The organism is Bacillus sp. FSL K6-1284 (genome assembly GCF_038002625.1).
GTDB lineage: Bacteria > Bacillota > Bacilli > Bacillales > Bacillaceae > Bacillus > Bacillus paralicheniformis.
Window position 1 is genome coordinate 2789892 of the sequence record NZ_JBBOCW010000001.1, and the last position, 26957, is coordinate 2816848.

At 44.8% G+C, this 26957-nt stretch carries 29 protein-coding genes; 1 reads left to right on the forward strand and 28 read right to left on the reverse strand.

The window, feature by feature from the left end:
- The first annotated feature begins 51 nt into the window (after positions 1 to 51).
- Complete coding sequence (locus MHB72_RS14275; protein ID WP_023855228.1) at positions 52 to 996, forward strand: 4-hydroxy-3-methylbut-2-enyl diphosphate reductase; 945 nt, start codon at positions 52 to 54, stop codon at positions 994 to 996.
- A gap of 26 nt (positions 997 to 1022) precedes the next feature.
- Here MHB72_RS14275 and MHB72_RS14280 read toward each other — a convergent pair whose 3' ends face one another.
- The 28 genes from MHB72_RS14280 to MHB72_RS14415 all read right to left on the reverse strand — a co-directional run bounded on the left by MHB72_RS14280 (position 1023) and on the right by MHB72_RS14415 (position 26956).
- Positions 1023 to 2144, reverse strand: a complete 1122-nt coding sequence (locus tag MHB72_RS14280) for a Nif3-like dinuclear metal center hexameric protein (protein ID WP_216920046.1) — start codon at positions 2142 to 2144, stop codon at positions 1023 to 1025.
- Positions 2141 to 2788, reverse strand: a complete 648-nt coding sequence (locus tag MHB72_RS14285) for a tRNA (adenine(22)-N(1))-methyltransferase (protein WP_031304752.1) — start codon at positions 2786 to 2788, stop codon at positions 2141 to 2143. The genes MHB72_RS14280 and MHB72_RS14285 overlap by 4 nt, the downstream gene beginning before the upstream one ends.
- 155 nt (positions 2789 to 2943) lie before the next feature.
- Positions 2944 to 3669, reverse strand: a complete 726-nt coding sequence (locus tag MHB72_RS14290) for an endonuclease V (protein ID WP_216920289.1) — start codon at positions 3667 to 3669, stop codon at positions 2944 to 2946.
- A 224-nt stretch (positions 3670 to 3893) separates the two neighbouring features.
- Positions 3894 to 4118: a hypothetical protein gene (locus MHB72_RS14295; protein ID WP_035338386.1), complete on the reverse strand. Its 225-nt coding sequence runs from the start codon at positions 4116 to 4118 to the stop codon at positions 3894 to 3896.
- A gap of 197 nt (positions 4119 to 4315) precedes the next feature.
- On the reverse strand, positions 4316 to 5023 hold the full coding sequence (locus MHB72_RS14300; protein WP_254122018.1) for a hypothetical protein: 708 nt from the start codon (positions 5021 to 5023) through the stop codon (positions 4316 to 4318).
- 209 nt (positions 5024 to 5232) lie between these two features.
- Positions 5233 to 5742: an Imm6 family immunity protein gene (locus MHB72_RS14305; RefSeq protein ID WP_020452229.1), complete on the reverse strand. Its 510-nt coding sequence runs from the start codon at positions 5740 to 5742 to the stop codon at positions 5233 to 5235.
- Between the two features lie 16 nt (positions 5743 to 5758).
- A complete protein-coding gene (locus MHB72_RS14310) occupies positions 5759 to 7777 on the reverse strand; it encodes a ribonuclease YeeF family protein (RefSeq protein WP_216920038.1) in 2019 nt (672 codons plus the stop codon).
- A 25-nt stretch (positions 7778 to 7802) separates the two neighbouring features.
- Complete coding sequence (locus MHB72_RS14315) at positions 7803 to 8066, reverse strand: YwqI/YxiC family protein (protein WP_025811144.1); 264 nt, start codon at positions 8064 to 8066, stop codon at positions 7803 to 7805.
- Positions 8066 to 8500, reverse strand: coding sequence for a YwqH-like family protein (locus MHB72_RS14320; protein WP_216920036.1), 435 nt, complete (start codon positions 8498 to 8500; stop codon positions 8066 to 8068). The genes MHB72_RS14315 and MHB72_RS14320 overlap by 1 nt, the downstream gene beginning before the upstream one ends.
- Positions 8501 to 8824: 324 nt before the next feature.
- Positions 8825 to 9184, reverse strand: coding sequence for a cytochrome c550 (gene cccA, locus MHB72_RS14325; protein ID WP_020452233.1), 360 nt, complete (start codon positions 9182 to 9184; stop codon positions 8825 to 8827).
- A gap of 355 nt (positions 9185 to 9539) precedes the next feature.
- A complete protein-coding gene (gene rpoD / locus MHB72_RS14330) occupies positions 9540 to 10661 on the reverse strand; it encodes an RNA polymerase sigma factor RpoD (RefSeq protein WP_020452234.1) in 1122 nt (373 codons plus the stop codon).
- A gap of 206 nt (positions 10662 to 10867) precedes the next feature.
- Complete coding sequence (gene dnaG / locus MHB72_RS14335; protein WP_216920034.1) at positions 10868 to 12691, reverse strand: DNA primase; 1824 nt, start codon at positions 12689 to 12691, stop codon at positions 10868 to 10870.
- Positions 12692 to 12723: 32 nt separating this feature from the next.
- Complete coding sequence (locus tag MHB72_RS14340; protein ID WP_023855238.1) at positions 12724 to 13215, reverse strand: YaiI/YqxD family protein; 492 nt, start codon at positions 13213 to 13215, stop codon at positions 12724 to 12726.
- 264 nt (positions 13216 to 13479) lie between these two features.
- Positions 13480 to 14292, reverse strand: a complete 813-nt coding sequence (locus tag MHB72_RS14345; protein ID WP_023855239.1) for a pyruvate, water dikinase regulatory protein — start codon at positions 14290 to 14292, stop codon at positions 13480 to 13482.
- A 25-nt stretch (positions 14293 to 14317) separates the two neighbouring features.
- Positions 14318 to 14956, reverse strand: a complete 639-nt coding sequence (locus MHB72_RS14350; RefSeq protein WP_025804968.1) for a helix-turn-helix transcriptional regulator — start codon at positions 14954 to 14956, stop codon at positions 14318 to 14320.
- Positions 14957 to 15153: 197 nt separating this feature from the next.
- The gene (gene glyS / locus MHB72_RS14355; RefSeq protein WP_145685675.1) at positions 15154 to 17193 is read right to left on the reverse strand and encodes a glycine--tRNA ligase subunit beta; all 2040 of its coding nucleotides are present in this window, start codon (positions 17191 to 17193) and stop codon (positions 15154 to 15156) included.
- Positions 17186 to 18073 carry a glycine--tRNA ligase subunit alpha gene (gene glyQ / locus MHB72_RS14360; RefSeq protein ID WP_020452239.1) on the reverse strand — a complete coding sequence of 296 codons (888 nt, stop codon included), beginning with the start codon at positions 18071 to 18073 and terminating at the stop codon, positions 17186 to 17188. The genes glyS and glyQ overlap by 8 nt, the downstream gene beginning before the upstream one ends.
- Positions 18074 to 18404: 331 nt before the next feature.
- Positions 18405 to 19175: a DNA repair protein RecO gene (recO, locus tag MHB72_RS14365; RefSeq protein WP_020452240.1), complete on the reverse strand. Its 771-nt coding sequence runs from the start codon at positions 19173 to 19175 to the stop codon at positions 18405 to 18407.
- Positions 19176 to 19212: 37 nt separating this feature from the next.
- Complete coding sequence (locus MHB72_RS14370; protein WP_003183626.1) at positions 19213 to 19356, reverse strand: YqzL family protein; 144 nt, start codon at positions 19354 to 19356, stop codon at positions 19213 to 19215.
- A gap of 161 nt (positions 19357 to 19517) precedes the next feature.
- Positions 19518 to 20423 carry a GTPase Era gene (gene era / locus MHB72_RS14375; protein ID WP_020452241.1) on the reverse strand — a complete coding sequence of 302 codons (906 nt, stop codon included), beginning with the start codon at positions 20421 to 20423 and terminating at the stop codon, positions 19518 to 19520.
- Positions 20404 to 20814 carry a cytidine deaminase gene (locus MHB72_RS14380; RefSeq protein WP_020452242.1) on the reverse strand — a complete coding sequence of 137 codons (411 nt, stop codon included), beginning with the start codon at positions 20812 to 20814 and terminating at the stop codon, positions 20404 to 20406. Before MHB72_RS14380 ends, era begins: the two co-directional genes overlap by 20 nt.
- Positions 20815 to 20946: 132 nt before the next feature.
- The gene (locus MHB72_RS14385; RefSeq protein ID WP_145624080.1) at positions 20947 to 21327 is read right to left on the reverse strand and encodes a diacylglycerol kinase family protein; all 381 of its coding nucleotides are present in this window, start codon (positions 21325 to 21327) and stop codon (positions 20947 to 20949) included.
- Entirely contained in the window at positions 21305 to 21781 is a 477-nt protein-coding gene (gene ybeY / locus MHB72_RS14390; RefSeq protein ID WP_020452244.1) for an rRNA maturation RNase YbeY, read from the reverse strand. Before ybeY ends, MHB72_RS14385 begins: the two co-directional genes overlap by 23 nt.
- Complete coding sequence (locus MHB72_RS14395) at positions 21778 to 23832, reverse strand: HD family phosphohydrolase (RefSeq protein ID WP_229078648.1); 2055 nt, start codon at positions 23830 to 23832, stop codon at positions 21778 to 21780. The genes ybeY and MHB72_RS14395 overlap by 4 nt, the downstream gene beginning before the upstream one ends.
- Before the next feature lie 164 nt (positions 23833 to 23996).
- A complete protein-coding gene (locus tag MHB72_RS14400; RefSeq protein ID WP_017474322.1) occupies positions 23997 to 24956 on the reverse strand; it encodes a PhoH family protein in 960 nt (319 codons plus the stop codon).
- The gene (yqfD, locus tag MHB72_RS14405) at positions 24953 to 26149 is read right to left on the reverse strand and encodes a sporulation protein YqfD (protein WP_020452246.1); all 1197 of its coding nucleotides are present in this window, start codon (positions 26147 to 26149) and stop codon (positions 24953 to 24955) included. The genes MHB72_RS14400 and yqfD overlap by 4 nt, the downstream gene beginning before the upstream one ends.
- Before the next feature lie 17 nt (positions 26150 to 26166).
- Complete coding sequence (yqfC, locus tag MHB72_RS14410) at positions 26167 to 26448, reverse strand: sporulation protein YqfC (protein WP_020452247.1); 282 nt, start codon at positions 26446 to 26448, stop codon at positions 26167 to 26169.
- Positions 26449 to 26503: 55 nt separating this feature from the next.
- Positions 26504 to 26956 (reverse strand): hypothetical protein, encoded by a 453-nt coding sequence (locus tag MHB72_RS14415; RefSeq protein ID WP_039072853.1) that lies wholly within the window; start codon positions 26954 to 26956, stop codon positions 26504 to 26506.
- Between the last annotated feature and the right edge of the window lies 1 nt (position 26957).

Sequence of the window (26957 nt, forward strand, 5' to 3'; positions counted from 1 at the left end):
TTACGGCTTTTTATCATGCCCGGCTCTTACTTCTTTATAGGAGGACTAAGAATGAACGTAATTAAAATATCGCCGCGCGGCTATTGCTACGGTGTCGTCGACGCCATGGTCATCGCAAAAAACGCGGCTCTCGATAAAAGTCTGCCGAGACCTATATATATTTTAGGAATGATCGTTCACAATAAACATGTCACCGACGCATTTGAAAAAGAGGGCATTTATACGCTTGACGGTCCGAACCGGCTTGAGATTTTGAATCAGGTCGACAAAGGAACGGTGATCTTCACCGCTCACGGCGTTTCGCCCGAAGTCCGTAAAATAGCTGAGGATAAAGGTCTTGTCGCGATTGACGCCACCTGCCCTGATGTGACAAAAACACACGATTTAATCCGAAAAATGAAAGCGGAAGGCTATCACGTCATCTACATTGGAAAAAAAGGACACCCGGAGCCTGAAGGAGCGGTCGGTGTCGCCCCGGATATCGTTCATCTTGTCGAAACCGAAGAAGACGTGGAAAGGCTGGACATTGAAGCGGAGAAACTGATTGTCACGAACCAAACGACGATGTCCCAATGGGATGTCCATGATATTATGGAAAAAGTAAAAGAAAAATATCCGGATGTTGAATTCCACCAGGAGATTTGTCTGGCCACCCAGGTGCGTCAGGAAGCGGTGTCCGAACAGGCGAAAAAAGCCGACTTGACAATCGTTGTCGGCGATCCGAAAAGCAATAACTCGAATCGCCTCGCCCAGGTCTCCGAGGAAATCGCAGGCACGAAAGCATACCGGATCGGCGATTTAAGCGAATTAAAGCTGGAATGGCTCGACGGCGTGGAAACCGTCGCTGTAACGGCCGGCGCATCGACCCCGACTCCGATTACAAAAGAAGTCATCCGCTTTTTAGAACAATTCGATCGTGAAGATCCTTCCACATGGAAGATCAGTCACGAAGTACCTCTTCAAAAAATCTTGCCTAAAGTAAAAGCAAAAACCTGAAGCATCCATCGCTTCAGGTTTTGTTTTTATAAAAATGTAAACGGGTTCGTATTTGTATCTGATGGAAAGACGGCGACATTGTATTTTTTCTTTCGGCACATCGCCGTCAGCTTTTTCGCAACTCCGTTTTTCATGATTTGTTCGGCATAATGTCCAGGGTCGACCACATTCAGCCCGATCATCATGGCATCGTGCGCTGTATGGAAATAAAGATCTCCTGTTACATATACATCGGCGCCCATACGTTTTGCATGATGGATGTATTTATTGCCGTCGCCGCCTAATACAGCGACCTTCTTCACTTTCGCATCAGACTTGCCCACCATCCGCGCTCCGTTTGCCTCCAGCTTTTCTTTCACATAACGGGCAAATGCTTCGAGTGTCATCTCTTCATTCAATTCACCAATACGGCCCAGCCCTTTTCGAAGCGGACTCTGCTCGACGGGATAAATATCAAAGGCCACTTCTTCATACGGATGAGCCTCATTCATCGCTTTGATCACGGATTTTTCAATACCTGACGGATAAACGGTCTCGATTCTTACCTCTTCGACCCGTTCAAGCTCGCCCCGCTTGCCGATAAAAGGATCGGCTTCAGACAGCGGCTTGAAGCTGCCGACTCCTTCTGAAGAAAACGCACAGTGGCTGTAGGCGCCGATATGACCGGCTCCGGCGTCTCCAAGCGCTGCGCGCACCTGTTCTTCATAATCTTTCGGGACATAGACGGCGAGTTTTTTCAGCGGCTCTTCGTAGGTTGGAACGAGCACTTTTGTGTTCTTTAATTCCAGCGCTTCCGCAAGCATGTCGTTGACACCGCCGTCAGCAACATCGAGATTTGTATGAGCCGCATAAACGCCGATATCATGCTTGATGCACTTTTCGATCAGCCTTCCGCCGGGCTGGTCTGTGATGACATGTTTCAGCGGCCTGAAAACAGGCGGATGGTGCGCAATGATTAAGTCAACGTTCTTTGCAATCGCTTCATCAACCGTTTCTTCGAGAACATCTAGCGTGACCATGACATTGGACACCGTTTTGTTCAGCGTGCCGATTTGCAGGCCGATTTTATCGCCTTCAACGGCGTATGACTTTGGTGAAAATTGTTCAAACAATTGGATGATTTCATGCCCGTTTATCGTTTTTGTCATCTTCTAAGTACCTCCTTTAAGACCTCTATCCGTTTTGACAGTTCAAGCAATTTTTGTTGATTTTCTGCACTCGGAAGAGCCGCTTCAATTTGTTGATAGATGTTTTCCGTATGTTTCAGTTCTTGCGACCATTTTTTGATAAAAACAGCATTTTTTTGTTTGGCCAAAAATGGGCCGACAAGCATGCCTGCCGCAAAGGAAATCCCATCGTAAGCCGCATCCCGATCGCCCGCTTCCGCGACGAGAACCTCATAGTACTTGCCGTCTTCCTCAAGGATTTCTTCATTGATCAGTGCATAGCCTTCCTGATAGAGCCATTCTCTAATATGGTGAGCGTGGATATTCGGCTGTAAAACCAAACGTTCCTTACCTGAGAGCTTATCCTTGCCCGCTTTTAGAATGTGAGCAATGAGCGAGCCTCCCATTCCGGCAATCGTGATCACATCAGCTTCGCCCTTTTCAATCACTTCAAGCCCGTCGCCTTTCCTTACGGATATGAGCGGACTTAATTGCAATTTCTCAACCTGCTGCTTCGCAGAAAGAAAAGGACCATCTGTGATTTCTCCGGCGATCGCGGCGCTTGCCAGTCGATTCAGCACACAAAAGCAAGGCAAATACGCATGATCAGACCCGATATCAGCCACAACCGCCCCTTTTGTTATGTATTTCGCCACAGTCTGCAGCCTTTTCGATAACTTCAATTCATTCACAATTATCACAACTTTTCTAGATTCATTTTTCCTTTACTATCATATAAAAAATCGCTTTAGTTTCCAAGCTGGAACAGCAAATCAACATTCTACTCGATCAATTTTTGATTTTCTCTGTAGTACGCACGTAAAGTATGAGTCTCAAGATCCGCGAGCCGAACCGGAATCGGCAGCCTGCTTTCTCGATTGACCAAGTTCATCGCGATGTCATAACTGCTGTCTAAATCAATCAAATGTCCGCATGATAGAAATATTGGTTTGACATCTTGCCTTGTCCGCACCGCACGTCCGTAGACTTCGCCATCAATTACAATATCAGTATAAGCACCGAAATTATTATCAGGCATCACAAAATCAGTTTGTTTTATTTTCAAGTAAGTTTTCGCAATGCCGATCGTTGGCTTTTCGAGAAAAAACGCCGCATGTGTCGCAATCCCCATATGGTTAAAATGGAGATAGCCATTCCCGTCAAATAAAAAAACATCCGGTTCAATCGTCAGCTTCTTAGCCGCCTTAATAATAAGCGGCAGCTCCCTAAAAGCAAGAAACCCCGCGATATAAGGCACAGCGATTTTTCCTGCACTATGTACTTTTTCAATGACACGCTTCGTATGAAAATCCAGCACGATGATACTGCAGACACCAAACGCTTCACCATCTTCCTCCCAATAAGCTAAATCAACCCCCGCACAGGTTTGCAGAGCGTCTTTACTGATGGAGTTTACTAGATTGATATGTTTTTTTAGTTTTGTTTGTATCGTTAAGAAGTCATTTTCTTGGTTTAAATTAAAATCGTGTATGTTGTTGATGTTCATTTTTAAAACCAACTTTCTATCATCCCATTTTTCAAAGCACTTTTATCCAGATCATATCTAAATTGTTCAGTTCATTCAAAGTTATTGATTCATACCGGGATAAGCCGGGACAGCAAGATGTCTTATAGAATGAGCAGCATATAAAAAAGAACCCCTCAACAAGCAAAAAATTGGGAGCTCTGTTTGTCTTTTTGTAAATCGGGGTATTTTCTAATCATTCATTATTATTCTTTATTTCTCAGCTTCATCGTCATACTGTTTACACCCTCAAAAACAGCGTCCCGTATGATTTCAGTGTAATTCTCATAACTGTCGCTTTTGGCTTTAATGATATCTAAAACTTGTTTAAATTGTCCATCTACGATAATCGTAATGCCTTCGACCTTTTCACCTGTCTGATCATTCACAAATTCCTCATTTAACATGGTTACCGTATCATTACTATTCATAAGACACTCTCCTATCTTTTTGAAAATAAACTCTTCCCTTTATGATTGATCCAATACTTTTGATTTGCAAGAACCAGACTTGTAAAGTCCTCATAAATCCCGATCCAATGATTCGGTACATATTCTTCATAAGATGCTGGCTCTGGGTATATGGAATACAACTTTTTTTGACCAAAATCTAACAAATCATCGGCTGGCTATTTATATTTATGTTCGGCTGCTTTTTGAAGTGTGGCTTCGATGTGGTCCACTAATTTTTCCGGTCTTCTCGTTTCCATGTCTTCTAACGGGTTATCCCAGTCTAGATTTTTTATTAACAGCATATAAAAGGTGCCTGAAGGATCAATATCTATGTACCAGCCGACATCTAAAGTCAAGCGGCTTTCTTTATGCTCCAACTGCAATAATGATGACGTAAAGTTGAACCAGTCATCACTGTCTTCCTCTAACTGATCTGGATCGATATCAATTAGTTTATTATAAGAGACAGTCCATCCTTGAGGAACTCTCAGACGTAAATAGTCAGGAGGGCCTTCAAAAATAAAAATGTTCCCTCCAAATGCCGCCGCTTCTATTTTCCAAATGATCCGTTCCAATTCGTCCACTAACTGCTGGCGATCTTCAACATTGATTGTGTCAATCGTTTCTCCATGATTGTCACAAATATGTATAAGATAATCATCATGGCCTTTAATGATTTTGACCGCAGCATGATATCTTTGTTTTTCTAATTCTATTAATTTGGTATTTGGTTCAACTGTTTCTTGTGTGACGGTTAAATCATGATATTTAACGAACCAGCCGCACGGTATATTTATAGGTTCTAATGATTTTATGGAATTAGACAAATCGTTCACTCCTGATTTGTATAATATAAACTGTTGATTTGTTACGATGACTTCCAAGAGAATACAACCCTTTATTTATCCCTCTTTACATTTCACGGCCATTAGAATCACTTCGTAAAATTATAATGTACCTACTCATTTTCTATCCTAAAACTAGAAAAAGCATTTGTTTCCTTTTATTTACAAGCAAGTGCTTTATTCTTAACTTTAGGAGCAGTTAATAAACATATATTAAACTTACGATTGTTATATAAGTTTTTTCCTAATTAAAATAACTTTATAAACTCTTCTCTTTTTGTTGGGATCTCAGTGTTTGTGCTCTGATAATTTTCAATGCCTTTTCCTATTTTTTCAATCTCCTTCAATGTGATAAAACCAGTTTCCACTGCACTGTTTAAAAAGATGGTAATACTATCGTTATTAATACTCTCTAACGCTTGTGGTAAATATTTCACTTTTTCCTTTTTATAAGCTTCCCAAGAAGTATAAGCGACAGCATCAACTAATAGTGACCATAGCCTAGCAATATTTAAGTCTTCTTCTTCCTCAGCAAATTCTGAAATTCCTGTAAAGTCTGCGTTATCAATTAGCTCGTATAAGTCATCACCAGTAACAGCATGAGATTCAACCCATAACCAGCATTTGTCCAATGCTTCTCTCCCTTCAGGATACCTTTCATCGTCTTTGCTGATTACAGAAAATACTCTTTCGGCAACTGTTAAAACAAAGCCTACTTTAACTTCATTTTGTAAATTATCGATTGAAATATTATCCATGATTTCCTCCTTAAAATTATCCGATAATCTTTCCATCTTTTAAAACGAAAGATAACAGTCCATTAGTTTTAACACTGTCATCAATCTCTGATGTTACTTCTATTGTTAGATTGGGATATTTCTTGCTTGCTTGATAAAATATACCACTCTTTTCAATAGGATAAGGTTTAAGTAATCCTTTACTACACTTATTACATACGCCTCTTGGATTAGACTGGTGAACTCTTAATGTACCTGTTACTTCCGTCGGTTTGATGCCTGCCTTCTTTACAGCAGAATCAAACTCGTTTAAAACTCCTTCTTCAGCATGTCTTGTAAACTGTGCTAATTTAGGATTTTTCATATGATCGTATGGGGCCCTGATCTCTCTATTTGGTAAGATTGTATCCAATGAAGGCAGTCCAGCTTCTTTTCTTACTTCTGGAGATCCACCTTCAAAAGTCCTTTTTTCAAGTCCTTTTACATCGGTTTTACCAACTGCAATTGTATTAGTCTCTGGAACATTCCACTTTTTCCGTAAAACATCCAGATCTTCTTTACCCAGTTGGATCTTACCATTACCCATCCCCTTACCACTCACCATCTTCACAATTCCAAGCTCTTTCACCGGCGTTTTCTCAACATTCACGCGGACAATTGGGTTGCCGATGCGGTGGCCTGTTGCGGAGGCCGGCTGTTCGACGTAGACGCGGACGTTTGTCGGGACTTGGAAGGATTTCACCTTTTCAAGGATGCTGTTTCCTTTTTGCACCAGCACTGCTTTTGGCGATTTGGCGAGCGGAATGTTTTTGCCGGCCGTTTTGGCCAATGTTGGAGCGCCGTGGTTTGCCGTTTTTGCGACAGCACCAGCGCCGACGAGGCTCAAGGCCGCTTCGATTATGCCTTGTTTCCGCCTTTCTTCAGAAACTTTGTTTCCAAACATGTCCTTGCCCGTGACAGCTTCTGAGAACCCATTTGAAGCGACAAGGCCGTAGGCGCCCATTTCCGTCATTTTCAAGACGTTCAACGTTTTCGAGGCTTTGTAGGCGTCAAGCGCGTGATCAGCGGCGATGAGTCCTTTTCCTGTTTTATAGATGGCTTTGCCGCCTTTGAAGGCTCGGCCTGCCCACCCTACGATCGGAATAAATCCTGCTGCCGCCATTGCTCCGGCGGCGACACGCTGGCCGTCTGTCAGCTTTTCTCCTGTGACCGGGTCGACGCCGTCAGCGGCTCTCTTATAATCATAATACCCGCTGACTTCTCCGACAAATGTTCCGGCTGCGTCAAGCGCTTTTAAATACCAAGGCTTGTTCGCTTCTTCTTCTTGTTTTTCCTGAAGCCTGCGCGCTTCTGCCTGTTCGTTTTTGAATTCAATATAATTGGCGGCTTGAGTCTCAACTTCTATCGTATTTTTATAGATCTCGCTTGAATGGAACGATTTCAAGCTAAAATACATCGGCGAGGCGGTTTTTCCGTGGCTTGTAGCTTCCATCAGCCCGGAATATTTGCCGAGCACGGCGCTGTCGAGCGCTTGTAAATTCGTGTATTCGGTCTTGAGCGATTCATCCAGCTCATCAACGGCGTCGATGGTGTTTTGCCGGGTTGTTTGCGCTTTAGACATTTTATCAATATAATCGTCGAGCGTCCAATTGTCCAAGTCAACGATATCGCTGATGCTTGCGATGATTTTATCCATTTCCAACTTGAGCCCCGAGACGATTTCCGTCGCTTTCAAATCCGCGTTTTTCAGTTCATGATCCAAAAAAGAGACTTCCACATAAGAATCGGACAGCTTTTTGTCCTTTATATCACCCGATATACCTTTAAAAAAAGCAATCTGCGCTTCAACAAGCTTTAACCAGCTGTCTACGATCTCTGCCTGTCCTTTGTAGAAGTCTTTAATGTTGTCGGCACCTTTCCCCTGAAAATCTTCACCTAAATCAGCGACCCCAAGAAACGCTTTTTTGAGCGTCTGCAGTTGATCCTCAAAGGTTTCGTATTGTTTCTTGCGGTTATTCGCTGCTTCAATTAAAGAATGCGCTTCAAATACTTTCATTGAATTGTCCTCTCTAACCTAAGGGCTATTTTCTGGCGATTGCTTTGTCCTGCTCTTTCAGCAAATCGACATTTTCCTTCGTATCCTTTATGTTTTTGTGTACGGCTTTTTTGTAATCGGCCACCATCTGATGAATGTTCTGCTCGCGTTCGTGGCACTTTGTCACATATGTCAATTTATTTTTCCCCGCAGCTTTCGGAGGATTTGGCAGGTCTAGGGCATCGAGCGCCTCTCTTACGGCCTCCAGCTTTTTGATGACCGCTTCATGTTTCAGCTTGATTGTCGTCATTAAAACCAGCTCCAACTGTTTTTGATTGAGCGGAGTTTATCGCTCAACTGATCAACCGCTTTTTCTCCGAGAGAAAGCAAATGATCAGCCTCTTTAGCTGCCGCTCCCGCCAATTCAAGGCTGTGTTTTTCAATTTCCAGCGCGAAAATTTTTCTCTCCAGCTGTGAAATATAGCCTTCGTACTTTCCGTTCACGATGTTGTACATTGATGTATGAGCTTCATCCCGTTCGTCATCAAAATCATTGGCGAAGTCCCCCGTCCAGTGGCTGTTCAGGTGAGGGTGCAAGATTTGTCTGATCTCGACAATCCCGGTTTCGTGTTCTTTCTCAATCTCCTTTTTTGCTGTTTTGATACGTTCAATCCGGCTTTCTACATCAGCCAGCTTTTGGTTGATCGTGCTGTGGATATGATTCAATGTGCTCGCATGACTCATATGATTCACCTCAAGAAATACTCAAATAGACGGATGAAAACAGTGCATCCGCTGCATTCTCTCCATTTATATAATAGTAAAATAGATGCAATCTTACTTAAATAGGGTGGATTGCTTATTTTTTCCCTTGCAAAGATGAGTGCAGTCTTCAGAAAAAGTAATAAAGACCTATTCCTGATAGACGCCGCACCGTCATAAAGGACGGAATCACGGATGCTGAAACAGTTCAGATCACCCATTTACCGAAAACAGAAAAAGGATTCCCACAAAAGCTCTTATCAAAGCTTTCATTGCGAATCCTTTTGGTGATGAAACGGTTTTAACCTATTTAATCTCTGACACCCATTTTGCCATATCATCAAGCTTTTCCGCCGGAACCAGTCCTCCCGGCATTCCGTTACCGCCTTTTTCAATCTTTTCTTTAATCGCACCTGTATCCATCCGGTCTCCGACGCCCTTCAGTTTAGGTCCTGATACACCTTCATAATTCTCGCCGTGGCAGGTTACACAGTTCGCTTTGTAAATTTCTTCAGGCGAGGCATCCGCTTTGTCTTCTTGAGCTGTTTTATTCCCTTCGCCTGCAATTTCTTTTTCGTCATAAAGGCCTTTTATGGATAAGATAAAAACCAGTCCTATGCCCATAATGGCGATTAATAAAAATGGTATCAATGGATTGCGGTTCATTTTACATCCCCCTTTTTAATTTACCCCTGCCCCTTATGTAAACAATTCTAATTCTACTTTAATTTTACAAAAAGTAAACCAATTATGAAACAAAAGCTGATGAAGTTCACATTTTAGACAAAATAACGGATGATGAAGCAATTGTTCATTTTCCATTTAAAGACCAGTTTTTGAATACGGTTACAACAATAATTATAAAGGGCTTTTCCTTCGATCTCAAGGTTATAATGACTCAAAATGCACTTTTGGATATTTGCAAATTCGAAAGAAATTAAGTAAAATATAATCGGGTTACCAATAATAGCGCTTTCATTCTGTCGTGAAAAAAAGAACGGATCTCCTGACCCGTTCAAGTTTATTCGAGAAAATCTTTCAAGCGTTTGCTTCTGCTTGGATGTCTTAATTTACGAAGTGCTTTAGCTTCTATTTGACGAATTCGTTCTCTTGTTACCCCAAATACCTTACCAACTTCTTCTAATGTTCTTGTACGACCATCATCAAGGCCGAAGCGAAGGCGGAGCACATTTTCTTCACGGTCTGTCAATGTATCCAGTACATCTTCAAGCTGTTCTTTCAGCAATTCATATGCTGCATGATCTGACGGAGAAGTCGCTTCCTGATCCTCAATGAAGTCTCCCAGATGTGAATCGTCCTCTTCACCGATCGGAGTCTCGAGTGAAACCGGTTCCTGGGCGATCTTTAGAATTTCACGGACTTTTTCAGGCGTCAGATCCATATCTTCCGCAATCTCTTCAGGCGTTGGCTCGCGGCCGAGATCCTGAAGGAGCTGCCTTTGAACACGAATCAGTTTGTTGATGGTTTCAACCATATGAACAGGAATCCTGATCGTTCTCGCCTGGTCGGCAATCGCTCTTGTAATCGCCTGTCTGATCCACCATGTCGCGTATGTGCTGAATTTGTATCCTTTGCGGTAGTCAAACTTTTCTACCGCCTTCATCAGGCCCATGTTTCCTTCCTGAATAAGGTCAAGGAAAAGCATTCCGCGGCCGACATACCGTTTTGCGATGCTGACGACAAGTCTCAAGTTGGCTTCAGCCAGACGGCGCTTCGACTCTTCGTCGCCTTCTTCGATTTTTTTCGCGTATTCGATTTCTTCTTTTGCAGACAAAAGGTTTACCCGTCCGATTTCTTTCAGATACATGCGGACAGGGTCGTTTATCTTAACGCCCGGAGGCACGCTTAAATCGTTAAGGTCAAATTCTTCTTCGGCCTTGGCCAGCTGTTGAATATTAGGATCCTCATTTTCTTCGTTCTCGCTAATTAATTCAACGCCTTGTTCTCCTAAAAATTCATAATACTCATCCATTTGGTCTGATTCGATCTCGAAGCTGGACATGCGCTCTGCAATTTCTTCATATGTGAGCACTCCGCGCTTTTTTCCGGCTTCTGTTAATTGATCCCTCACCTGTTCAAATGTGAATTCAGTTTCGGTCTCGTGTGCTTGTTTATCAGCCATTCATGGATCCCTCCTTCCAAAACTTACAGACGAATTCTAAAAGCATCCCGCTTTTTTTGTTCCTATTTCACGAATAAAGCCTTCTCTCTCATCTAGGGCTTCACGGGAAAGCAAATCATAAATTGACAATATATGATTAGGACAAGCAGCTTTTGCTCCTCCGTTAGGATTCATTGCCAAAAGCTTTTCCTATTATATATAACGGTTTATTTCAGCGAACGGTTCAGCTTAACAATTTCCTGTGCCAAAGTTGCCGCTTTGATGAAGTCTTTTTGCCTCTCGGCTTCCGCCCTTGCAGCTTCTTTTTCTTTTATCATTGACCAATTTCGATAATTCAACACTTTTTTTACATAATCAGATAATTCCGCTTCACTTAATTCTTCGTTCACCTGAAGCATTAAGATATCTGTCAGAAGCTGACCGAGTTCCTGATCCTCAACTCTCTTAAAGAGCTCCTGGATGGAAATGTCCGCTCCTTCTTCATACATGGCGTACAAATAAGCGGCAATCGCGCGGTGCTGATCAAGGTTGAATTCAAAGCCCACCCGGTCTAAAACCTTTCGAATGACGTCCCGGTCATGAATCATGTGAGCCAGGAGCATCCGCTCCGCGTTCTCATGAGCCGGCCGAAGACCTGTCTTTCTCCGCGGGGCGCGCGAAACGGCCGCCTGCCGCTCTTTTGAGTCCTGACGGCTGCTTTCCCTGCTGCGGCTTACAGCCTGCTTTTCAAATACGGAAAGCTGATCCTTCAAGGATTCAAATGAGATTGAAAATTCATTTGCCAGCTGTTTGACGTATATTTCCTGTTCCAAAGGTCCGCTGAGAAGGCTGACTTCCTTCAGTACATCGTTGATATAAGCTAAACGGTCTCCTTCATCAGACAGGTTTCTGCCCTTGCGGAAATAGTTCATTTTAAACGTCATCATCGTAACGCTGGCCCCTATTACATCATTCTTAAATTTCTCGCTTCCGAATTTTTTGATGTAGTCATCGGGATCCAGCCCGTCAGGTATCATGGCCACCTTGACGTCGCAGCCTTTTTTCTGAAGAATCTCCGCCGCTTTCAGCGTGGCTTCATAACCGGCATGATCCGAGTCATAGCACAGTATGACCTCTCCGACATTTCGCCTGATGATTTTCGCATGCTCTTCTGTCAGCGATGTGCCCATCGTGGCGATCGATTCTTTCACACCGGAACTGACGGCTGAGATGACGTCGGCAAATCCTTCAAAAAGGACGGCCCTCTCTTCTTTTCGAATGTGAAGGCGGGCCTGATGGAAATGATAGAGAAGCTTGCTTTTTCGAAAAAGCGGCGTTTCCGGGCTGTTCATATATTTTGGCTGCTCCCCGGTGAACGTCCTTCCGGAAAAAGCGACCGTTGCGCCGTGATGATCATGAATCGGAAACATAATCCTGTTTCTGAAACGGTCAAAATAGCCGTCACCGTTCTCGCGTCTGATGATGAGTCCAGCTCTTTCCATCAGCGCAAGATCAAAACCTCTCCGTTCCAAAAACTTTGTGATGAAATCCCATGAATCAAGGGCGCATCCGATTTCAAACTGCTCGATCTGCTCCTTCTCAAAGCCTCTTTCGAGCAAATAATCGAGCGCTTCCTGGCCTTCCTTTGTATTGACCAGCAAATGATGATAAAATTTCTTTAACAGATCATGAGCTTCCGCCATTTTCTGTTCATCCGAACTGCCTGTGCTGTATGCTGATACAGCCGCTACCTGCTCCGGCAGATCTATTTGATATTTGTCCGCCAGGTGAGAGACGGCCTCCGTAAATGAATAACCTTCCATTTGTCTTAAAAATGAAAAAACATTCCCTCCCGCTCCGCAGCCAAAACAATGAAAAATCTGTTTTTCTCCGGAAACGGAAAAAGATGGCGTATTCTCACCATGAAAAGGACAAAGCCCAAAATAATTACGCCCCTGTTTTCTCAACTGGACGTACTCTCCGATAACTTCTACGATATCAGCTGATTTTTGCACCTGTTCTACAATTTCGTCTGGTATACGATTGCCCATGTTCCAACACTCCGTCGTACATAATTCGCTGCTTAGTACGTAAATCCTTCAATTTTCGACAAGATTTTTTGCAGCTCTTTGACAAATCGCTCTCGGTCTTCCTTGACCAGTTTTTTCGGGCCTTTCGTGTAACGTCCGCTTCTTCTCAATTTTTGTGCGACGTGACGGCGGAAAAGAGCATGATCGATGGAGTCCTCTTCGAAAAGATAGCCTCTCTCCGACATCACATAGACCTTTTTGCCAAGCAAAAGTGATGCCAGCCCGATATCTTGTGTGACGACGACATCACCTGGTCGAACATGGTTGGCAATGTACAGATCGGCTGCTTCTTTATGCGGATCGACATATGTCCAATTCTCTTCTTCTTTCCTTGTGACTTGAAAATGCTCGAATGAAGCCACGAATATGACCTTTACGTCGAAATCCGCCGCTGTTTTGAGCACTTCATCTTTCACCGGGCATGCGTCTGCATCGACAAAAATCGTCCTTTCTTTTTCAAGAAGACTAATTCTCCATCCCTCCATCAATCTCCTGCTATAAATACAGGCAAAATCACACAGGTTTCAAAAATAATCGATCTATAAGAATTTGTCGAAAGTTTTTTTCGGGAAATTCTTGACACGATACCCATAATAGTTTATTCGTTCTGTACTAAGCTTAAACCTAAAAGTTAATTATTTTATCACAATTTTTTATTATAATACAAATGGGTTAAAGATGCTAACATTTTCACTTTTCCCAAAACCATCAAAGCAAAAACCCAGGATGGGGTGTCCTGAGTTTTATTCTTAGACCCTTTTTGTCATCATGTTGTGAATAATGTTGGCCGTTTCCTCTACAGCTTTATTTGATACGTCTACGACATTGCAGCCGATGCGGCCGACGATCTTTTCAAAGAACTCCAGCTCTTCTTTGATGCGGTTGATATTAGCGTAAATCGCTTTGTCGTTGAGGCCGAGCGATTTCAGGCGCTCCTTGCGAATATGGTTCAGCTTATCCGGGCTGATTTTTAACCCGATGCATTTAGCCGGATCAACGGTAAAGAGCTCTTCGGGAGGATCCACCTCAGGAACGATCGGTACGTTTGCCACTTTTAACCGTTTGTGCGCCAAGTATTGGGATAACGGAGTTTTGGACGTTCTCGACACACCGATCAGCACGATATCCGCTTTTAAGATGCCCCTTGGGTCTCTGCCGTCGTCATATTTTACGGCAAATTCGATGGCCTCTACCTTCTTAAAATAATCTTCGTCCAGCTGCCGGACTCTGCCCGGCTCGTATTTCGCGCTGAAGCCGTAGACCGTCTCCATTTTCTCAATCAGCGGGCCGATGATATCGTAATACACGACATTCGCCTTTTCCGCTTCGGCGATTAAAAAATCACGAATCTCCGGGACAACAAGCGTAAAACAGATGATGCCTCCGTCCGCTTCTGCCAGCGAGATCACTTCTTTTATTGTTCCGCGGTCTTCGACATAAGGAATCCGCCTGATGTTTGTCTGCTCGGATGAACCGTTAAACTGGCTGATAGCCGCCTTGACTACGAGCTCAGCGGTCTCGCCGACAGAGTCTGATACAACATAAATCGTCCGATTACTCATGATATCCCTCCATTTGAAGTTCACTCTACATGATTTCATTTTCAGATAAGCCGACTAAAATTTTTGTCATGTTCGTTTTCGTAATTCTTCCCACAACTTCATAGCCTTTTTCTGTATCTTTTACAACAGGCAGTGCGTCAATTTGTTTTTCGATAAGCATCTTGGCAATGTCCAAAATGAAATCGTCGCGCCTGCAAAGCGTAATGTTCGGCATTCTCGTCATAATGATATGGACGGGTATTGAAGGGAGCTCCTGTTTGCCGATGCTGGCTCTGAGCAAGTCTTTTCGTGAAAGTACACCGACTAAGATGGCATTATCATCAACGACAAAAAGCGTTCCTACGTCCTCTAAAAACATCGTGCAAATCGCATCATAAACGGAGACATTTTCATGAATGACCACCGGAATGGACTGGAAGTCTTTCACCTGCAGCTTTTTCAGCTTATCAGCCAAGAGCTGCGTGCCCGTCTTTCCCGTGTAGAAATAACCGACCCGCGGCCTTGCTTCCAAAAATCCTGACATCGTCAATATCGCCAAGTCCGGACGAAGCGTAGCCCTTGTCAGATTCAGCTTTTCCGCGATATGTTCTCCGGTAATCGGTCCGTTCTCTTTGACAATCTGCAAAATATGCTCCTGACGTTTATTTAGTTCGATCGTACTCACCACCTTTAAGCCGAAGCTCACAATTCGTTCGTTATGTATAAAAGTCGATAACATATTATAACGCATATGAAGACTAAAATAACAGCAATTACAATTGAATTCTATGAAAAAGACAGGCACAATTTGACAAGGATGTGAAAAATCAATTTGAGCAAAAAGACGATTGCCAGCTTGTCAGCAACCGTCTTCTGCGGTGTTTATTTTACAATGATGGCATTGATGTTTGCAAAAGATCGGATCAGCTCCGCCAGGCTTGCCATTTGCGCCAGGCGGTTCGCTTTTAATCTTTCATCTTCGGCATGGACCATCGTGTGATCAAAATAAGCTTCGATTGGCTCTTTCAGCTTGGACAGCTCACTGAAGGCTCCCTCATAATCTTTTGCTTGGTAAAGGGTCTCTAATTGCTGTCTGCACGCCTCATAAGCTTTGAAAAGCTCCTCTTCTTGAGGGTTTTCAAACAGTGACGCGTCAATGGCGTTCGTTTCGCTCTTTTTGCTGATCGAAATAACCCTTGCCAGCGCTTCAGCCGTTTCTTTAAATTCCGGTTTTGCTGCAGCCGATTCAAGAACAGCGGCTTTTTTGACAGCCGAATACGGCTCAAGGTTCGAGCTTTCGAGCACGGCATCCACCACATCGTAGCGGATGTTTTCCGCTGTTAATACGTATTTGAGGCGCTGTTTAAAGAATTCGAGCAGTTCGCTGTTTGCTTCCTGTCCGGCAAACGCAGCCAGTTCTTTGAATGAAATGCCCCAGTTCCGGTCAAGCAAGATTTGGACGATGCCGCTCGCCTGTCTTCTTAGTCCATACGGATCCTGAGATCCTGTCGGAATAACGCCGATTTTAAAGAATGAAGCGACCGTATCAAGTTTATCCGCTAATGCGACGACGGCGCCGACGATTGATGAAGGTGTTTCCCCTCCGGCTTGTCTCGGCATATAGTGCTCATTGACAGCGAGCGCCACTTCTTCTTTCTCCCCGAGCATCCGCGCATATTTTTCACCCATGATGCCCTGCAGCTCAGGAAATTCGTAAACCATGTGTGTCACAAGGTCGAATTTTGAAATGTGCGAAGCGCGCTTGATCAGCTGCACCGTCTCTTGATCCGCACCGATGATTTCAGCGATCCGTTCAGCAACCGCCTCAGTGCGTCTTACTTTGTCTCCAAGCGATCCCAGTTCTTCGTGGAAAACGATCTTTTCGAGTTTTTTCACATTCTCGTCAATGTTTAATTTTTGATCTTCTTTATAGAAGAAGGCGGCGTCTGAAAGCCTTGCTCTCAGTACTTTTTCGTTCCCTCTCGCCACGTTTTCAAGGGCGCGGCTGTCTCCGTTGCGGACGGTCACAAAGTAAGGAAGCAAATCGCCGTTTTTATCTTTGACAGGGAAATAGCGCTGATGCTCTTTCATCGTTGTCACGAGCACCTCTTCAGGAATTGCGAGAAATTCCTCTTCGTAAGAACCGGACAGAACCGTTGGATATTCAACCAGATGGGTAACCTCATCCAGCAGATCCTCGTCTCTCGGAATGTCCCAGGACTTTTCAGCCGCCAGTTCGTCAAGCTGCTTAACGATCAGCTGCTTCCGTTTGTCCGGATCGGCAATCACAAACTGGCTTTCCAGTGCCGCTTCGTATTCAGAAGGTGCGCTCAAGCTGGCTGCTTTTCCGAGGAAGCGGTGTCCCTGTGTTGTGCGGCCGGTTTCGACATGAGCGACTGAAAACGGAACGACTTCACTGCCGAACAGCGCGACGATCCATTTAATCGGCCTGATGTATTTCAAATCTTCGCTGCCCCAGCGCATGTTTTTTGGAAAGTGGAGGCTTGTCACCAAGTCGCCGAGCTCAGGAAGTAATGAAAACGTATCCTGACCTTTTTGGAATTTTTGCACAAAAACATATTCCGTTCCTTTGATGTCTTTAAAATACAAATCTTCCGGACTTGCTCCTTGCCCCCGTGAAAAGCCGATGGCCGCCTTTGTCCATTCGCCGTTTTCGTCAAGGGCGATTTTCTTTGCCGGTCCTTTCGCTTCTTCTGTCACATCGTCCTGCTTCTCCGCCACGTTCTCGACAAGAACGGCCAGTCTTCTAGGGGAGTTATAGAGCTTGACGGAACCGAAGGCAATATTTTTTTCCTTGAGCCAGCTTTCCAGTTTTTCACCAAGCTGAGTCATGCTGTCATGCATGAAGCGCGCCGGCATTTCTTCTAATCCGATTTCTAAAAGCAAATCTTGATTACTCATGTGAAGCCTCTTCCTCCTTCAGCATTGGGAAACCCAACTTTTCGCGTTCATCATAATACGTTTTCGCCACTTTTCTGGCCAGATTTCTCACCCTTGCAATATATCCTGTGCGCTCCGTGACGGAAATCGCTCCTTTTGCGTCAAGCAAGTTGAACGTATGCGAGCATTTCAGTACATAATCATAAGCAGGATGGACAAGTCCCTGATCCATCTGACGGTTCGCTTCTTTTTCGTACGTGGCAAACAATTCGAACAGCATGTCGACGTCAGATGTCTCGAACGTATAGACGGAATGCTCGTATTCAGCCATCTTGAACAGGTCTTTTATCGTATAGCCTTTCGTCCATTCGAGGTCAAAGACGTTTTCTTTGTCTTGAATATAAGAAGCAAGGCGTTCAATACCGTATGTGATTTCCACAGAAACCGGTTTGCACTCAAGCCCGCCGACCTGCTGAAAATAGGTAAACTGGGTGATTTCCATGCCGTCAAGCCACACTTCCCAGCCAAGCCCGGCGCAGCCGAGCGACGGATTTTCCCAGTTATCCTCGACAAAACGGATATCATGCTCCAGAGGGTCGATTCCAAGAGCTTTTAATGAATCTAAATAAAGCTCTTGAATATTGTCGGGAGACGGCTTAATGATCACCTGGAATTGATGGTGCTGATAAAGCCTGTTCGGGTTGTCCCCGTATCTTCCGTCCGCAGGACGTCTTGACGGCTCCACATAAGCGACTTTCCAAGGTTCAGGTCCAAGGCTCCGCAAAAATGTATATGGACTCATCGTTCCTGCACCCTTCTCTACATCATACGACTGCAAAAGTACGCATCCTTCATTGGACCAGTGCTTTTGCAGGGTCAAAATCATTTCTTGAATATTCAAATGAAGCACCTCCATAAAACGTGTTTTCAAGTTTAATTTTTGGCATAGGGCTGGTTTGGGCAGAAAAAAACTCCCGTCCCTATGCTTGTTTGCCCACAAACATAGGGACGAGAGTTCTCCCGCGGTTCCACCCTAATTGCTGAGAGGAAATGTCTCAGCCTCTTTTTTAAAAGTTGCTCAGGGAATGCCTTTCATTACGCTCTCATCCCCGGCTTTCACCGCCCCGGAGTCGCTTCAATGAGGCCGTGCGCAATTACTTCTTTCCGTCAACGCAACGTCATTATTGAATCCAATCTTCATGACATGATCTTATAAAAAGATGAAGAGGTTGTCAACTTTTGTTTTCATCGCCCAGCATCTTTTTCATATTGTCCATTTGTTCCATGAAGCGCCGCGATTTCAGGTAGATCCCTGAGTACTCGTCATAGTACGTCTGTATGACCCTTTTCAGCTCATCCTTCGTCTCCTGTTTAACCGAGACATTTCCGAGCCTTGACAGGTCAAAATAAAAAAACAGCCTCAACAGCCTGGCGGATGCGGGAGACAGCGGTATCCTGTATGGATCTTTCGCAAAACAGCGGTGGCAGATAAAGCCGTTGTCGCGGATCGAAAAATGAAATGTGCCGTCTTTGCTTTTGCAATGTACACATTCATCCAGCTCCGGATACAGCCCCATCACGCTGAGCATTTTAACTTCGATAAGGTTGGCGATAATGTCGGGATCTGTACCGTCATCGAGCCTCCTCATCGACTGAAGAAGCAGCTCAAATAAAAACGGATTCGGTTTCTTTTCCTCCGTTCCCTTGTCGATTAATTCAGTGATGTAGGCCGCGTATGCTGTTAAAAACAGATCCTCGCGTATATGCCTCATGCTTTCGATCATCTCGCCCTGCTCCAATGTGCCGAGACCGGATGATTTGCGGAATAAAAAAGAAGCATAAAGGAACGGCTGGGAAATCGCTGACAAGCGGCTGTTCGGCTTTTTGGCGCCCCTTGCCAGCACACCGATTTTCCCGTGTTCTCTCGTCAACAGCGTAATGATTTTATTTGTTTCACCATAGTCGTTTGTACGAAGGACGATACCTTCACATTTCGTCAGCATATGTGCACCATCCAAAAATTGGAGGGGTCAAGCATGATCACAAAATTGGAAAGTCAATTTGCGCTAGCTCTTCTTCAAGTACTTCGGGTCTTTCCAGGTTCTCCTTTTCCAATTCTTTAAAAAGGAGGTACGTGTCTACGCTTCCTGTTTGTGAAAATACATTCCAAGTAAAATTCAACATAAAAAGCCCCACCTTTCTGTTTATAACTAGCTTTTTAAACATCCAAATTCTTAAGATTATCTTGACCTTGTATCCTCCATTTCATGTTAAACAATTTTTTCTAATATATCTTTGATTTCGAGAGATTTTGTCACGACTAAACCGCGGTCAAGCTCTGTTCGTTAATACTCGTCTTCTCTAAATCCAAAATCACGAAGCTGAGACATCTTGTTGCGCCAGTCTTTCTGCACTTTAACCCACAGCTCTAAAAACACCGATGATCCGAGCAGCGCCTCGATATCAGTTCTTGCCCGCTTGCCGATTTCTTTAAGCAGGCTGCCTCTTTTTCCGATGACGATCCCTTTTTGTGAATCGCGTTCGACGACGATGGTCGCGCTCACATACACAGAACCGTTTTCCCGTTCTTGAATGGACTCGATCGAGACCGCAATGCTGTGAGGGATCTCTTCCCTTGTCAGATGCAGCACTTTTTCCCGAATCAGCTCAGAAATGATAAATCGCTCCGGATGATCGGTCACCTGGTCACTCGGGTAAAACTGCGGACCTTCCGGCAAATAATCTTCAATTTGCTTTAAAAGCGTATCGATATTATTTCCCTCAAGGGCGGAGATCGGAACGACTTCCTGAAACGGATACCTGGTTCTGTACTCATCGATAAGCACAAGAAGCTCATCCGGATGAATCCGGTCGATTTTGTTGACGATCAAAAATACCGGCGTCTTGACTCCTTTTAAGCGCTCGATGATAAATTCGTCGCCTTTTCCGTAGCCTTCCTCCGCATTGATCATAAACAAGATCAAGTCGACTTCCTTTAAAGTGTTCTGCGCCACCTTCATCATAAAATCGCCCAATTTATGCTTCGGTTTATGAATGCCCGGCGTATCGATAAAAATCGTCTGGGATGTATCGGTTGTCAGCACACCTTGCACTTTGTTTCTTGTTGTTTGCGGTTTGTCGCTCATGATGGCGATTTTTTGGCCGATCACGCGATTCAAAAATGTAGATTTTCCTACGTTTGGTCGTCCGATAATGGAGACAAATCCTGATTTAAAGCTTTCCTGTGTCATGTAAGTCCTCCGATGAAAATGCTCCTGGCAGTAATTCTTGAACCGTCATTTCTTTGATTTGGCCATTCAGATTGGTTAAGATGACAGGCATGTTTGGTGAACAAAGTTCAGAAATCACCTGTCTGCACGCTCCGCACGGCGACACCGGACCCGGCGTATCCGCAGCGACGGCAAGCATCTTAAACGATTTTTCCCCTTCCGAGTAAGCCTTGAACAACGCTGTCCGCTCGGCGCAGTTGCACAGGCTGTATGCAGCATTTTCAATGTTGCAGCCTTTGTACACCTTCCCGTCCTCAGTCAAAAGGGCAGCGCCGACTTTGAATTTCGAATACGGAACATATGCAAATTCCCTTGCTTTTAAAGCTTCTGCAATCAATTCTTGTTTAGTCAATGTGTGTATTCCTTCCTATAGCGGTTATGGTACCGCTAACACTTTTATTTTACATAAAAATGGCTTCTTTTTCACGCCCAAATCACAAATGTAAAATTTTTGTAAGAATTGCGCACAATGAAAGGCACGGCATCAAAACAATTTTGACAAAAAGATGAGTAACCCAATCATACACGAAACGGCCGCAAACACGCAAACCGCCCCGGCCGCCGCGTCCTTTGCCGCCTTTGCAAGCGGGTGGTTCTCTTTTGTGAAAAGATCGATCGTATGCTCCACAGCCGTATTCATCAGCTCCAAGGCAAGCATTCCGCCGATCAGGATCAAGATGATGGACCATTCGATCAGAGTCAGCCTGAAGAAAAAGCCGCAGACGATCACAAGGATGGCGGCCCCGGAATGAATTCTAAAATTGCGCTCCGACATGAACGTCTTGACTATTCCTGTAAAGGCGTTTGAAAAACTCCATTTCAGACGGCGCCATTCATTTTGTTTATGAGGATCTTGAGAGCCCATATCGATTCAAAATGTCCTTTTGCTTAGTGAACATCTCTTTTTCCTCTTCTTCTGTCATATGGTCATAGCCGAGGAGGTGCAAGAAGCCGTGAACCGTCAGAAAACCCAGCTCCCTCATCAGTGAATGCCCGTATTCTTCGGCCTGTTCCCGTGCTTTATCAGCGCTGATGATGATATCTCCGAGAACGGGCGGCATGTCAGCGCCGATAATTTCAATCTCTCCTTCGCCGTCTTCTTCAAGGGCAAATGAAATGACATCAGTCGGATAATCTTTGCCTCTGTACTCTTTGTTGATTTTTTGGATCTCTTCATTGTTGACGATCGTAACCGAAACTTCGGCGCCGTCTGCGACGCCTTCCTCTGCCGCTGCGAATTGAAGAATTTTCTCAATTTCAGCAAGCTGGTCTTCAGGGACCCGTCCGGTCTCGTCTGTGATATCTAGAATTAAACTCATGTATGTTTCACCTTCTGTTTAGGATTAGCTTCCGGATATTCGATCCGGGAATGAAAAATGCCTTTCAGCGTTTCGCAGAGCGTCTTCGCGATAATATTGAGCTCTTTTAAAGTCAAATCGCATTCGTCAAACTGCCCGTCCTGCAGCTTATCTGATATGATCCCGCGCACCAGCTTTTCAATCCTTTCGGGATTCGGGTTATGCATTGAGCGGACGGCTGCTTCGACACTGTCGGCCACCGAGATGATCGCCGCCTCTTTTGTCTGGGGCTTAGGGCCAGGATAGCGGAACTCTTCTTCAGTCGTCTGATCGCCTTTTTCTTTCGCCTTATAGTAAAAAAACTTGAGCAGCGATGTGCCGTGATGCTGTTCGGCGATGTCGACAAGCTCCTTCGGCATTTTATGATCCCTCAGCATATCGGCGCCGTCTGTCGCATGGGCAATGATGATGTTTTTGCTCAGCTGCGGAGAAAGCTTGTCATGCGGATTATCAATATTCATTTGGTTTTCTATAAAGTATTGGGGCCGCTTTGTCTTGCCGATATCATGGTAATAGGCTCCGACTCTTGCCAAAAGCCCGTTTGCTCCGACAGCTTCACATGCCGCCTCCGATAAGTTCGCGACCATAACGCTGTGATGGTATGTGCCGGGTGTTTCCGTCAGAATTTTGCGGAGCAGCGGATGATTCGGGTTTGAAAGCTCGAGAAGCTTCATCGTGGACAGAATCCCAAAGCCGCTTTCAAAAAACGGCATGAGCCCGAGAACAAGAACTGACGATCCGATGCCGGACACCGCTCCCATAACAAGGTATGTACCCATCTCAAGTCCGGTTTGCGCCGTGTTTTGAATCAGCTGCAGGGTAAACAGGACGACGATGTTGATCAGGGAGACAAACAAGCCGGCCTGGAGGATTTTCGCCCTCGCATTATGCTTCCCTAAAAATAGTATACCCGCCATCGAGCTGATCAAGAAATACGTTCCGATTCCATAGTTAAACGTGCCTGTCACACCCTGGTTAAACATCATGCTTCCGCAAATGGAAAGGATCATGCTCGACAGGATCGCCAGCCTTTCATTGATCAGCAGTTTAATGAGCATCACGCCCATCGCAATCGGCACGAGATAGCCGATATGGCCGATTTCAAGCTGCTGAAACAGGCTGATCACTTCCATGACGATTAAAACGATCGCTGTAATCAATGAAAACAGCATGAGCGACTTATTTTTCGGAATCCGGCTGCTGTACTGCTTTTCGAAATAGTAAACCAAAGCTGAGATGAAAAGCGCGATTAAAAGCAGCAGTCCGCCGACAGGCTTGAAGATGTTGGCTCCGCTTAAAAGTCCTGTCAGTTCAAGCTTTCGATAGACTTCCCTGTCGATCAGCTGATTTTCCTCAACAAGTATCTGCCCCTGCTTGATCTGCACCTGCTGCACGCTGTCTGCCGCTTCCTGACGCTTCTGCTCCGTCTTGTCAGGATCGTATACATAGTTGGGAATGATTGCAAAGCGTCCGATTTCATCGGCGGCGTTTTTTAATTTTGAAGGTATCGAATTACCCTTCAGCTCTTTCGTTACATGCTCTTTCGCTTCATCAAGCTTGCCGGCGCGGATTTCTTTGCTCATCACGTCATTGACGGCGGTGATGACCGAATCCTGTGTCATGGAAAGCTCTCCGTCGCTGGCCTTCAGCAGGTGTTTGATTGAATCCTGCGACAGCGAGTCCGTCACATCTGAAGTCAGCTTTTCTTCGACAGATTTGATCTGGTCTTTTTCAGATGGGGCCTGCTTGTCTTTTTTCTCTTGTTCTGCGCTTTCTTTTTTCACTTCTTTAATGATGTCGAAAATTGATGAGACAAGGTCGACCCTGTTGTCAGAGTACTCTTTTTTCAAGGTGTACTGGTCGGGAACTTCCTCTCTCGCTTCCTGCTTTTTATTAGCCGTTGCCTTTTGATCTTCGACTGTTGCCGGCGCATAGATCGTATTCTCGCTGATCGAAAATAAATCGAGGTCGAGGGACTCGGGCCTCACATGGAAAAACAGCAGGATGAACATTAGCGCGGATAAAGCCGCATAAAGAACGACGGGGAGGAAGCGGCCGTTTTCCAAGCGGATGGGCCGAAACTTTCCGTCTCTTTTTTTCTTTTTCAACAAAAGCACCTCTTTTCCCGCGGGAAACTAAAAAATGACCCGATAACGGGCGATCGGGCCATTCGGAATTATTTTGACTTTTCGTATGCTTCAATAATACGGGCGACAAGCGGATGTCTGACCACGTCCGTCTGATCCAGTTCAACAATTGAAATGCCTTCGATATCAAGGAGCATCTTTTTTGCAACAGCAAGCCCCGATGTGACGCCCTTCGGCAAATCGATTTGTGTAATGTCGCCTGTAATGACCATTTTAGAACCAAAACCCAATCTCGTCAAAAACATTTTCATTTGTGCCGGTGTCGTATTCTGCGCTTCATCCAAAATCACAAATGCGTCGTCGAGCGTCCGCCCCCTCATGTAAGCAAGCGGCGCGATTTCGATCGTTCCTCTTTCAAGCAGCCGTGCCGTATGGTCCGTTCCGAGCACGTCATGGAGCGCGTCATATAGCGGTCTTAAATAAGGGTCGACTTTCTCCTTTAAATCCCCCGGCAAAAACCCGAGGCTTTCCCCTGCTTCAACAGCTGGTCTTGTCAAAATGATTTTTTTGATGCGTCCGTTTTTCAGTTCATGAACGGCCTTTACGACAGCCAAATAGGTTTTCCCCGTTCCTGCAGGGCCGATGCCGAAGATTAAGTCGTGCCTTTTCATGGCGGCGATATATTCTCTTTGACCGATAGTTTTGACTCTGATCGGTTTTCCTTTGGCGTTTTTCGTAATTTCCTCTTCATACATGCTTTCAAAAAACTCAAGCTTCTGCTTTTTCGCCATCTTGATCGCATACAAAACATCGCGTTCTGATATCTCGATTCCTTTGCGGATGAGATTCAAGAGGGATGCAAGCAGGCTGTCCACGATTTCAAACGTTTCTTCGTCTCCGGTCACATAGACGGTTTCACCGCGCGTGACAATCGAAATGTTCAGCTCTTCCTCCATTAACTTCAAATGGGAATCCTGGTTCCCAAACAGCGCTTGAGCCTCGTTCGGACTTTCCAGTTGCTGATGAATCGCAAGTAAGTGTTCTGTCATTCTTTAGTCTCCTGAACAATTGGTGTTGTTTGAACAATGTCTTCAATAACCTGGTAAAGGATGATCAATTTAACTTTACCATTCTCACTCGTTTCGTGCAAAACTTTTTCACTAATAATGTTCCCGTCGCTCCCGATTTTTTTCCTGATGTCTCTTTTTCCCATTTCGATCCCTTCAAGGACCGCTTCTTTTTTCGAGTACACCCTTTTGATTTGTTCGCTCTCTCTCGTATGTTCCTTTTCATATGCGACAGGAAGCGTAAAATTCATAAAATGCAGCGAGTGTTTTTCGGTTTCTGTCTTCGGACGCGAGAACTCTTCTTTTTTAAAAGAAAAGCCCCAGACAGGCACAGAAAAAGAACCGAAGGATAGCTTGTGACTTGTCCTTACTTTACCCGTAAAAACGTCAAATGATGTCTCAAGAGGAACCGTTACCTTTGACTTGTACCAGGTTTCACCGTAGATTTTCCCTTTGGCTCCGACTTTTTGCTTTTCCTCTTCGCTCCCGATCAGTCCGGAAACAAGCATTTGCCCTTTTTCAACGTGCTGGTTTACGGTGACGAGCGGCTCGCCTTTTTCCACGAACATTTTCGAGATGGTCGCCCCTTTTTTAGCGACGATGTGCCTCGGACCAATATATTTTTCTTTGTCAGGTTCATTTTTTTCAACCACTTTCATGTGAAGGGCCGTGCCGTTTAATTCAATGCCCACCCAGGTGATGTTTTCGACGCGCTTTGTAAGCGCCTGCTGAATTTTTTCCGGGGTCAGCATCGTAAACTGAAGGCGCCCTTTTTTGACGCCGATTTGATTCAAGTGCTGTCTGATTTGATGTTCTGTCTCCGGATTGGCTCCTGTTATGTCAATTTTCCAGAGCATATTGGACAATAAAAACATGATGATAAAAAAAGCAGCAATTCCAATAGTGAAGCCGCTATTCCGTTTAGACTTCTGCACAAGGAAAGGGAAACCTTTTCGTCTGACGAAGCGGCACTTGCAGTCAAAATCCCTTATGACCCTCCGGAAGGCATGTACATCAGAAAGCGGAATATAAAGAAAGACAGCGTCTTTCTTTTTCTTAACATTAAACATCGGGATGCTGCGCCTGGTGCATTCATTTAATAATCGCTCGATCCCCTTTCCAGTTATCTCAAGCTGGATCTTTCCTGAAAAAAAAGAAAGCCATTTATTCTTCACGATTCTTTCCCCCCGACTTATGAATCGATATAGCGTACGAGCTCAATCGTGCCTTCAAGTAGAATTTCCTCAGGCAAAATCGTTTTGATGACAAAGTTTTTGCCTTGAATGATGCACTGCCCCTGTTTGAGCATCAGCCTTACTTCCGTATCGCTGAAAAGCAAAAGCCCTCTGTGGTTTTCAATATATATGTGAAGTCTTCCTATCATCGTGATCCTCGGAAGATCCATCATGACATCAGGGGGAATTTCCAATGTTCTTGTCAGCCACGCTTTGATGCGGTTTTTTCTTTGCGCCATAAAAAAAGAACCCCCTTTCATCTCATATGTATGAGTGATATGGGGGTTCTAATACTTAAATTTTAGGCCGGCGCCTCATTGTGTAATGCGGCTTTCTCGACCGCGGAGGGCCGAATACTTCGCTGAGTACAACGCCTTGGACAATCGTGTTTTTATTCATATCGAGCAGCTCTTGTTTCCGGTTGATCACCCGGCTGCTCTGCTTTTTAATGGCCCGTTCAACGGCCGGCATGGACCGCTCGGCATCCGCTTGTATTCTGCGGAGTTCTGCGGCCATATCTTCGCTTTTTGCAGCAGCCGCTGCTGCTGCAGGCCGTTGTTGTTTGTTTTCTGCCGGCTGGCGCTGTGCCGTCTGCTTCGGCGTCGTCTGCGTTTTCGGCCGTTCAGGCACCGGTTTTCGCTTGGTTTCTTCATTTTCATCATTTTTTCCGAGCTTGTTGAATATGAAGGAGATGGCTGCGATGATGGCCGCCATGATAATCGGATTGTCGAACAGGATATCAAGCAAT

Coding starts and splice junctions, on each gene's coding strand:
- MHB72_RS14385 (WP_145624080.1), bottom strand. CDS start 21,327: ATGGGCTCTCAAGATCCTCATAAACAAAATGAATGGCGCCGTCTGAAA.
- rpoD (WP_020452234.1), bottom strand. CDS start 10,661: ATGGCTGATAAACAAGCACACGAGACCGAAACTGAATTCACATTTGAA.
- MHB72_RS14400 (WP_017474322.1), bottom strand. CDS start 24,956: ATGACAGAACACTTACTTGCGATTCATCAGCAACTGGAAAGTCCGAAC.
- MHB72_RS14305 (WP_020452229.1), bottom strand. CDS start 5,742: ATGGATAATATTTCAATCGATAATTTACAAAATGAAGTTAAAGTAGGC.
- MHB72_RS14345 (WP_023855239.1), bottom strand. CDS start 14,292: ATGAGTAATCGGACGATTTATGTTGTATCAGACTCTGTCGGCGAGACC.
- cccA (WP_020452233.1), bottom strand. CDS start 9,184: ATGAACCGCAATCCATTGATACCATTTTTATTAATCGCCATTATGGGC.
- MHB72_RS14310 (WP_216920038.1), bottom strand. CDS start 7,777: ATGAAAGTATTTGAAGCGCATTCTTTAATTGAAGCAGCGAATAACCGC.
- recO (WP_020452240.1), bottom strand. CDS start 19,175: ATGCTGACGAAATGTGAAGGTATCGTCCTTCGTACAAACGACTATGGT.
- dnaG (WP_216920034.1), bottom strand. CDS start 12,691: ATGGGCAATCGTATACCAGACGAAATTGTAGAACAGGTGCAAAAATCA.
- MHB72_RS14275 (WP_023855228.1), top strand. CDS start 52: ATGAACGTAATTAAAATATCGCCGCGCGGCTATTGCTACGGTGTCGTC.
- ybeY (WP_020452244.1), bottom strand. CDS start 21,781: ATGAGTTTAATTCTAGATATCACAGACGAGACCGGACGGGTCCCTGAA.
- MHB72_RS14315 (WP_025811144.1), bottom strand. CDS start 8,066: ATGACGACAATCAAGCTGAAACATGAAGCGGTCATCAAAAAGCTGGAG.
- yqfC (WP_020452247.1), bottom strand. CDS start 26,448: ATGGCGCAAAGAAAAAACCGCATCAAAGCGTGGCTGACAAGAACATTG.
- MHB72_RS14340 (WP_023855238.1), bottom strand. CDS start 13,215: ATGGAGGGATGGAGAATTAGTCTTCTTGAAAAAGAAAGGACGATTTTT.
- glyS (WP_145685675.1), bottom strand. CDS start 17,193: ATGAGTAATCAAGATTTGCTTTTAGAAATCGGATTAGAAGAAATGCCG.
- MHB72_RS14295 (WP_035338386.1), bottom strand. CDS start 4,118: ATGAATAGTAATGATACGGTAACCATGTTAAATGAGGAATTTGTGAAT.
- MHB72_RS14395 (WP_229078648.1), bottom strand. CDS start 23,832: ATGTTCATCCTGCTGTTTTTCCATGTGAGGCCCGAGTCCCTCGACCTC.
- MHB72_RS14280 (WP_216920046.1), bottom strand. CDS start 2,144: ATGACAAAAACGATAAACGGGCATGAAATCATCCAATTGTTTGAACAA.
- MHB72_RS14370 (WP_003183626.1), bottom strand. CDS start 19,356: ATGTTGAATTTTACTTGGAATGTATTTTCACAAACAGGAAGCGTAGAC.
- MHB72_RS14290 (WP_216920289.1), bottom strand. CDS start 3,669: ATGAACATCAACAACATACACGATTTTAATTTAAACCAAGAAAATGAC.
- MHB72_RS14320 (WP_216920036.1), bottom strand. CDS start 8,500: ATGAGTCATGCGAGCACATTGAATCATATCCACAGCACGATCAACCAA.
- era (WP_020452241.1), bottom strand. CDS start 20,423: ATGACACAGGAAAGCTTTAAATCAGGATTTGTCTCCATTATCGGACGA.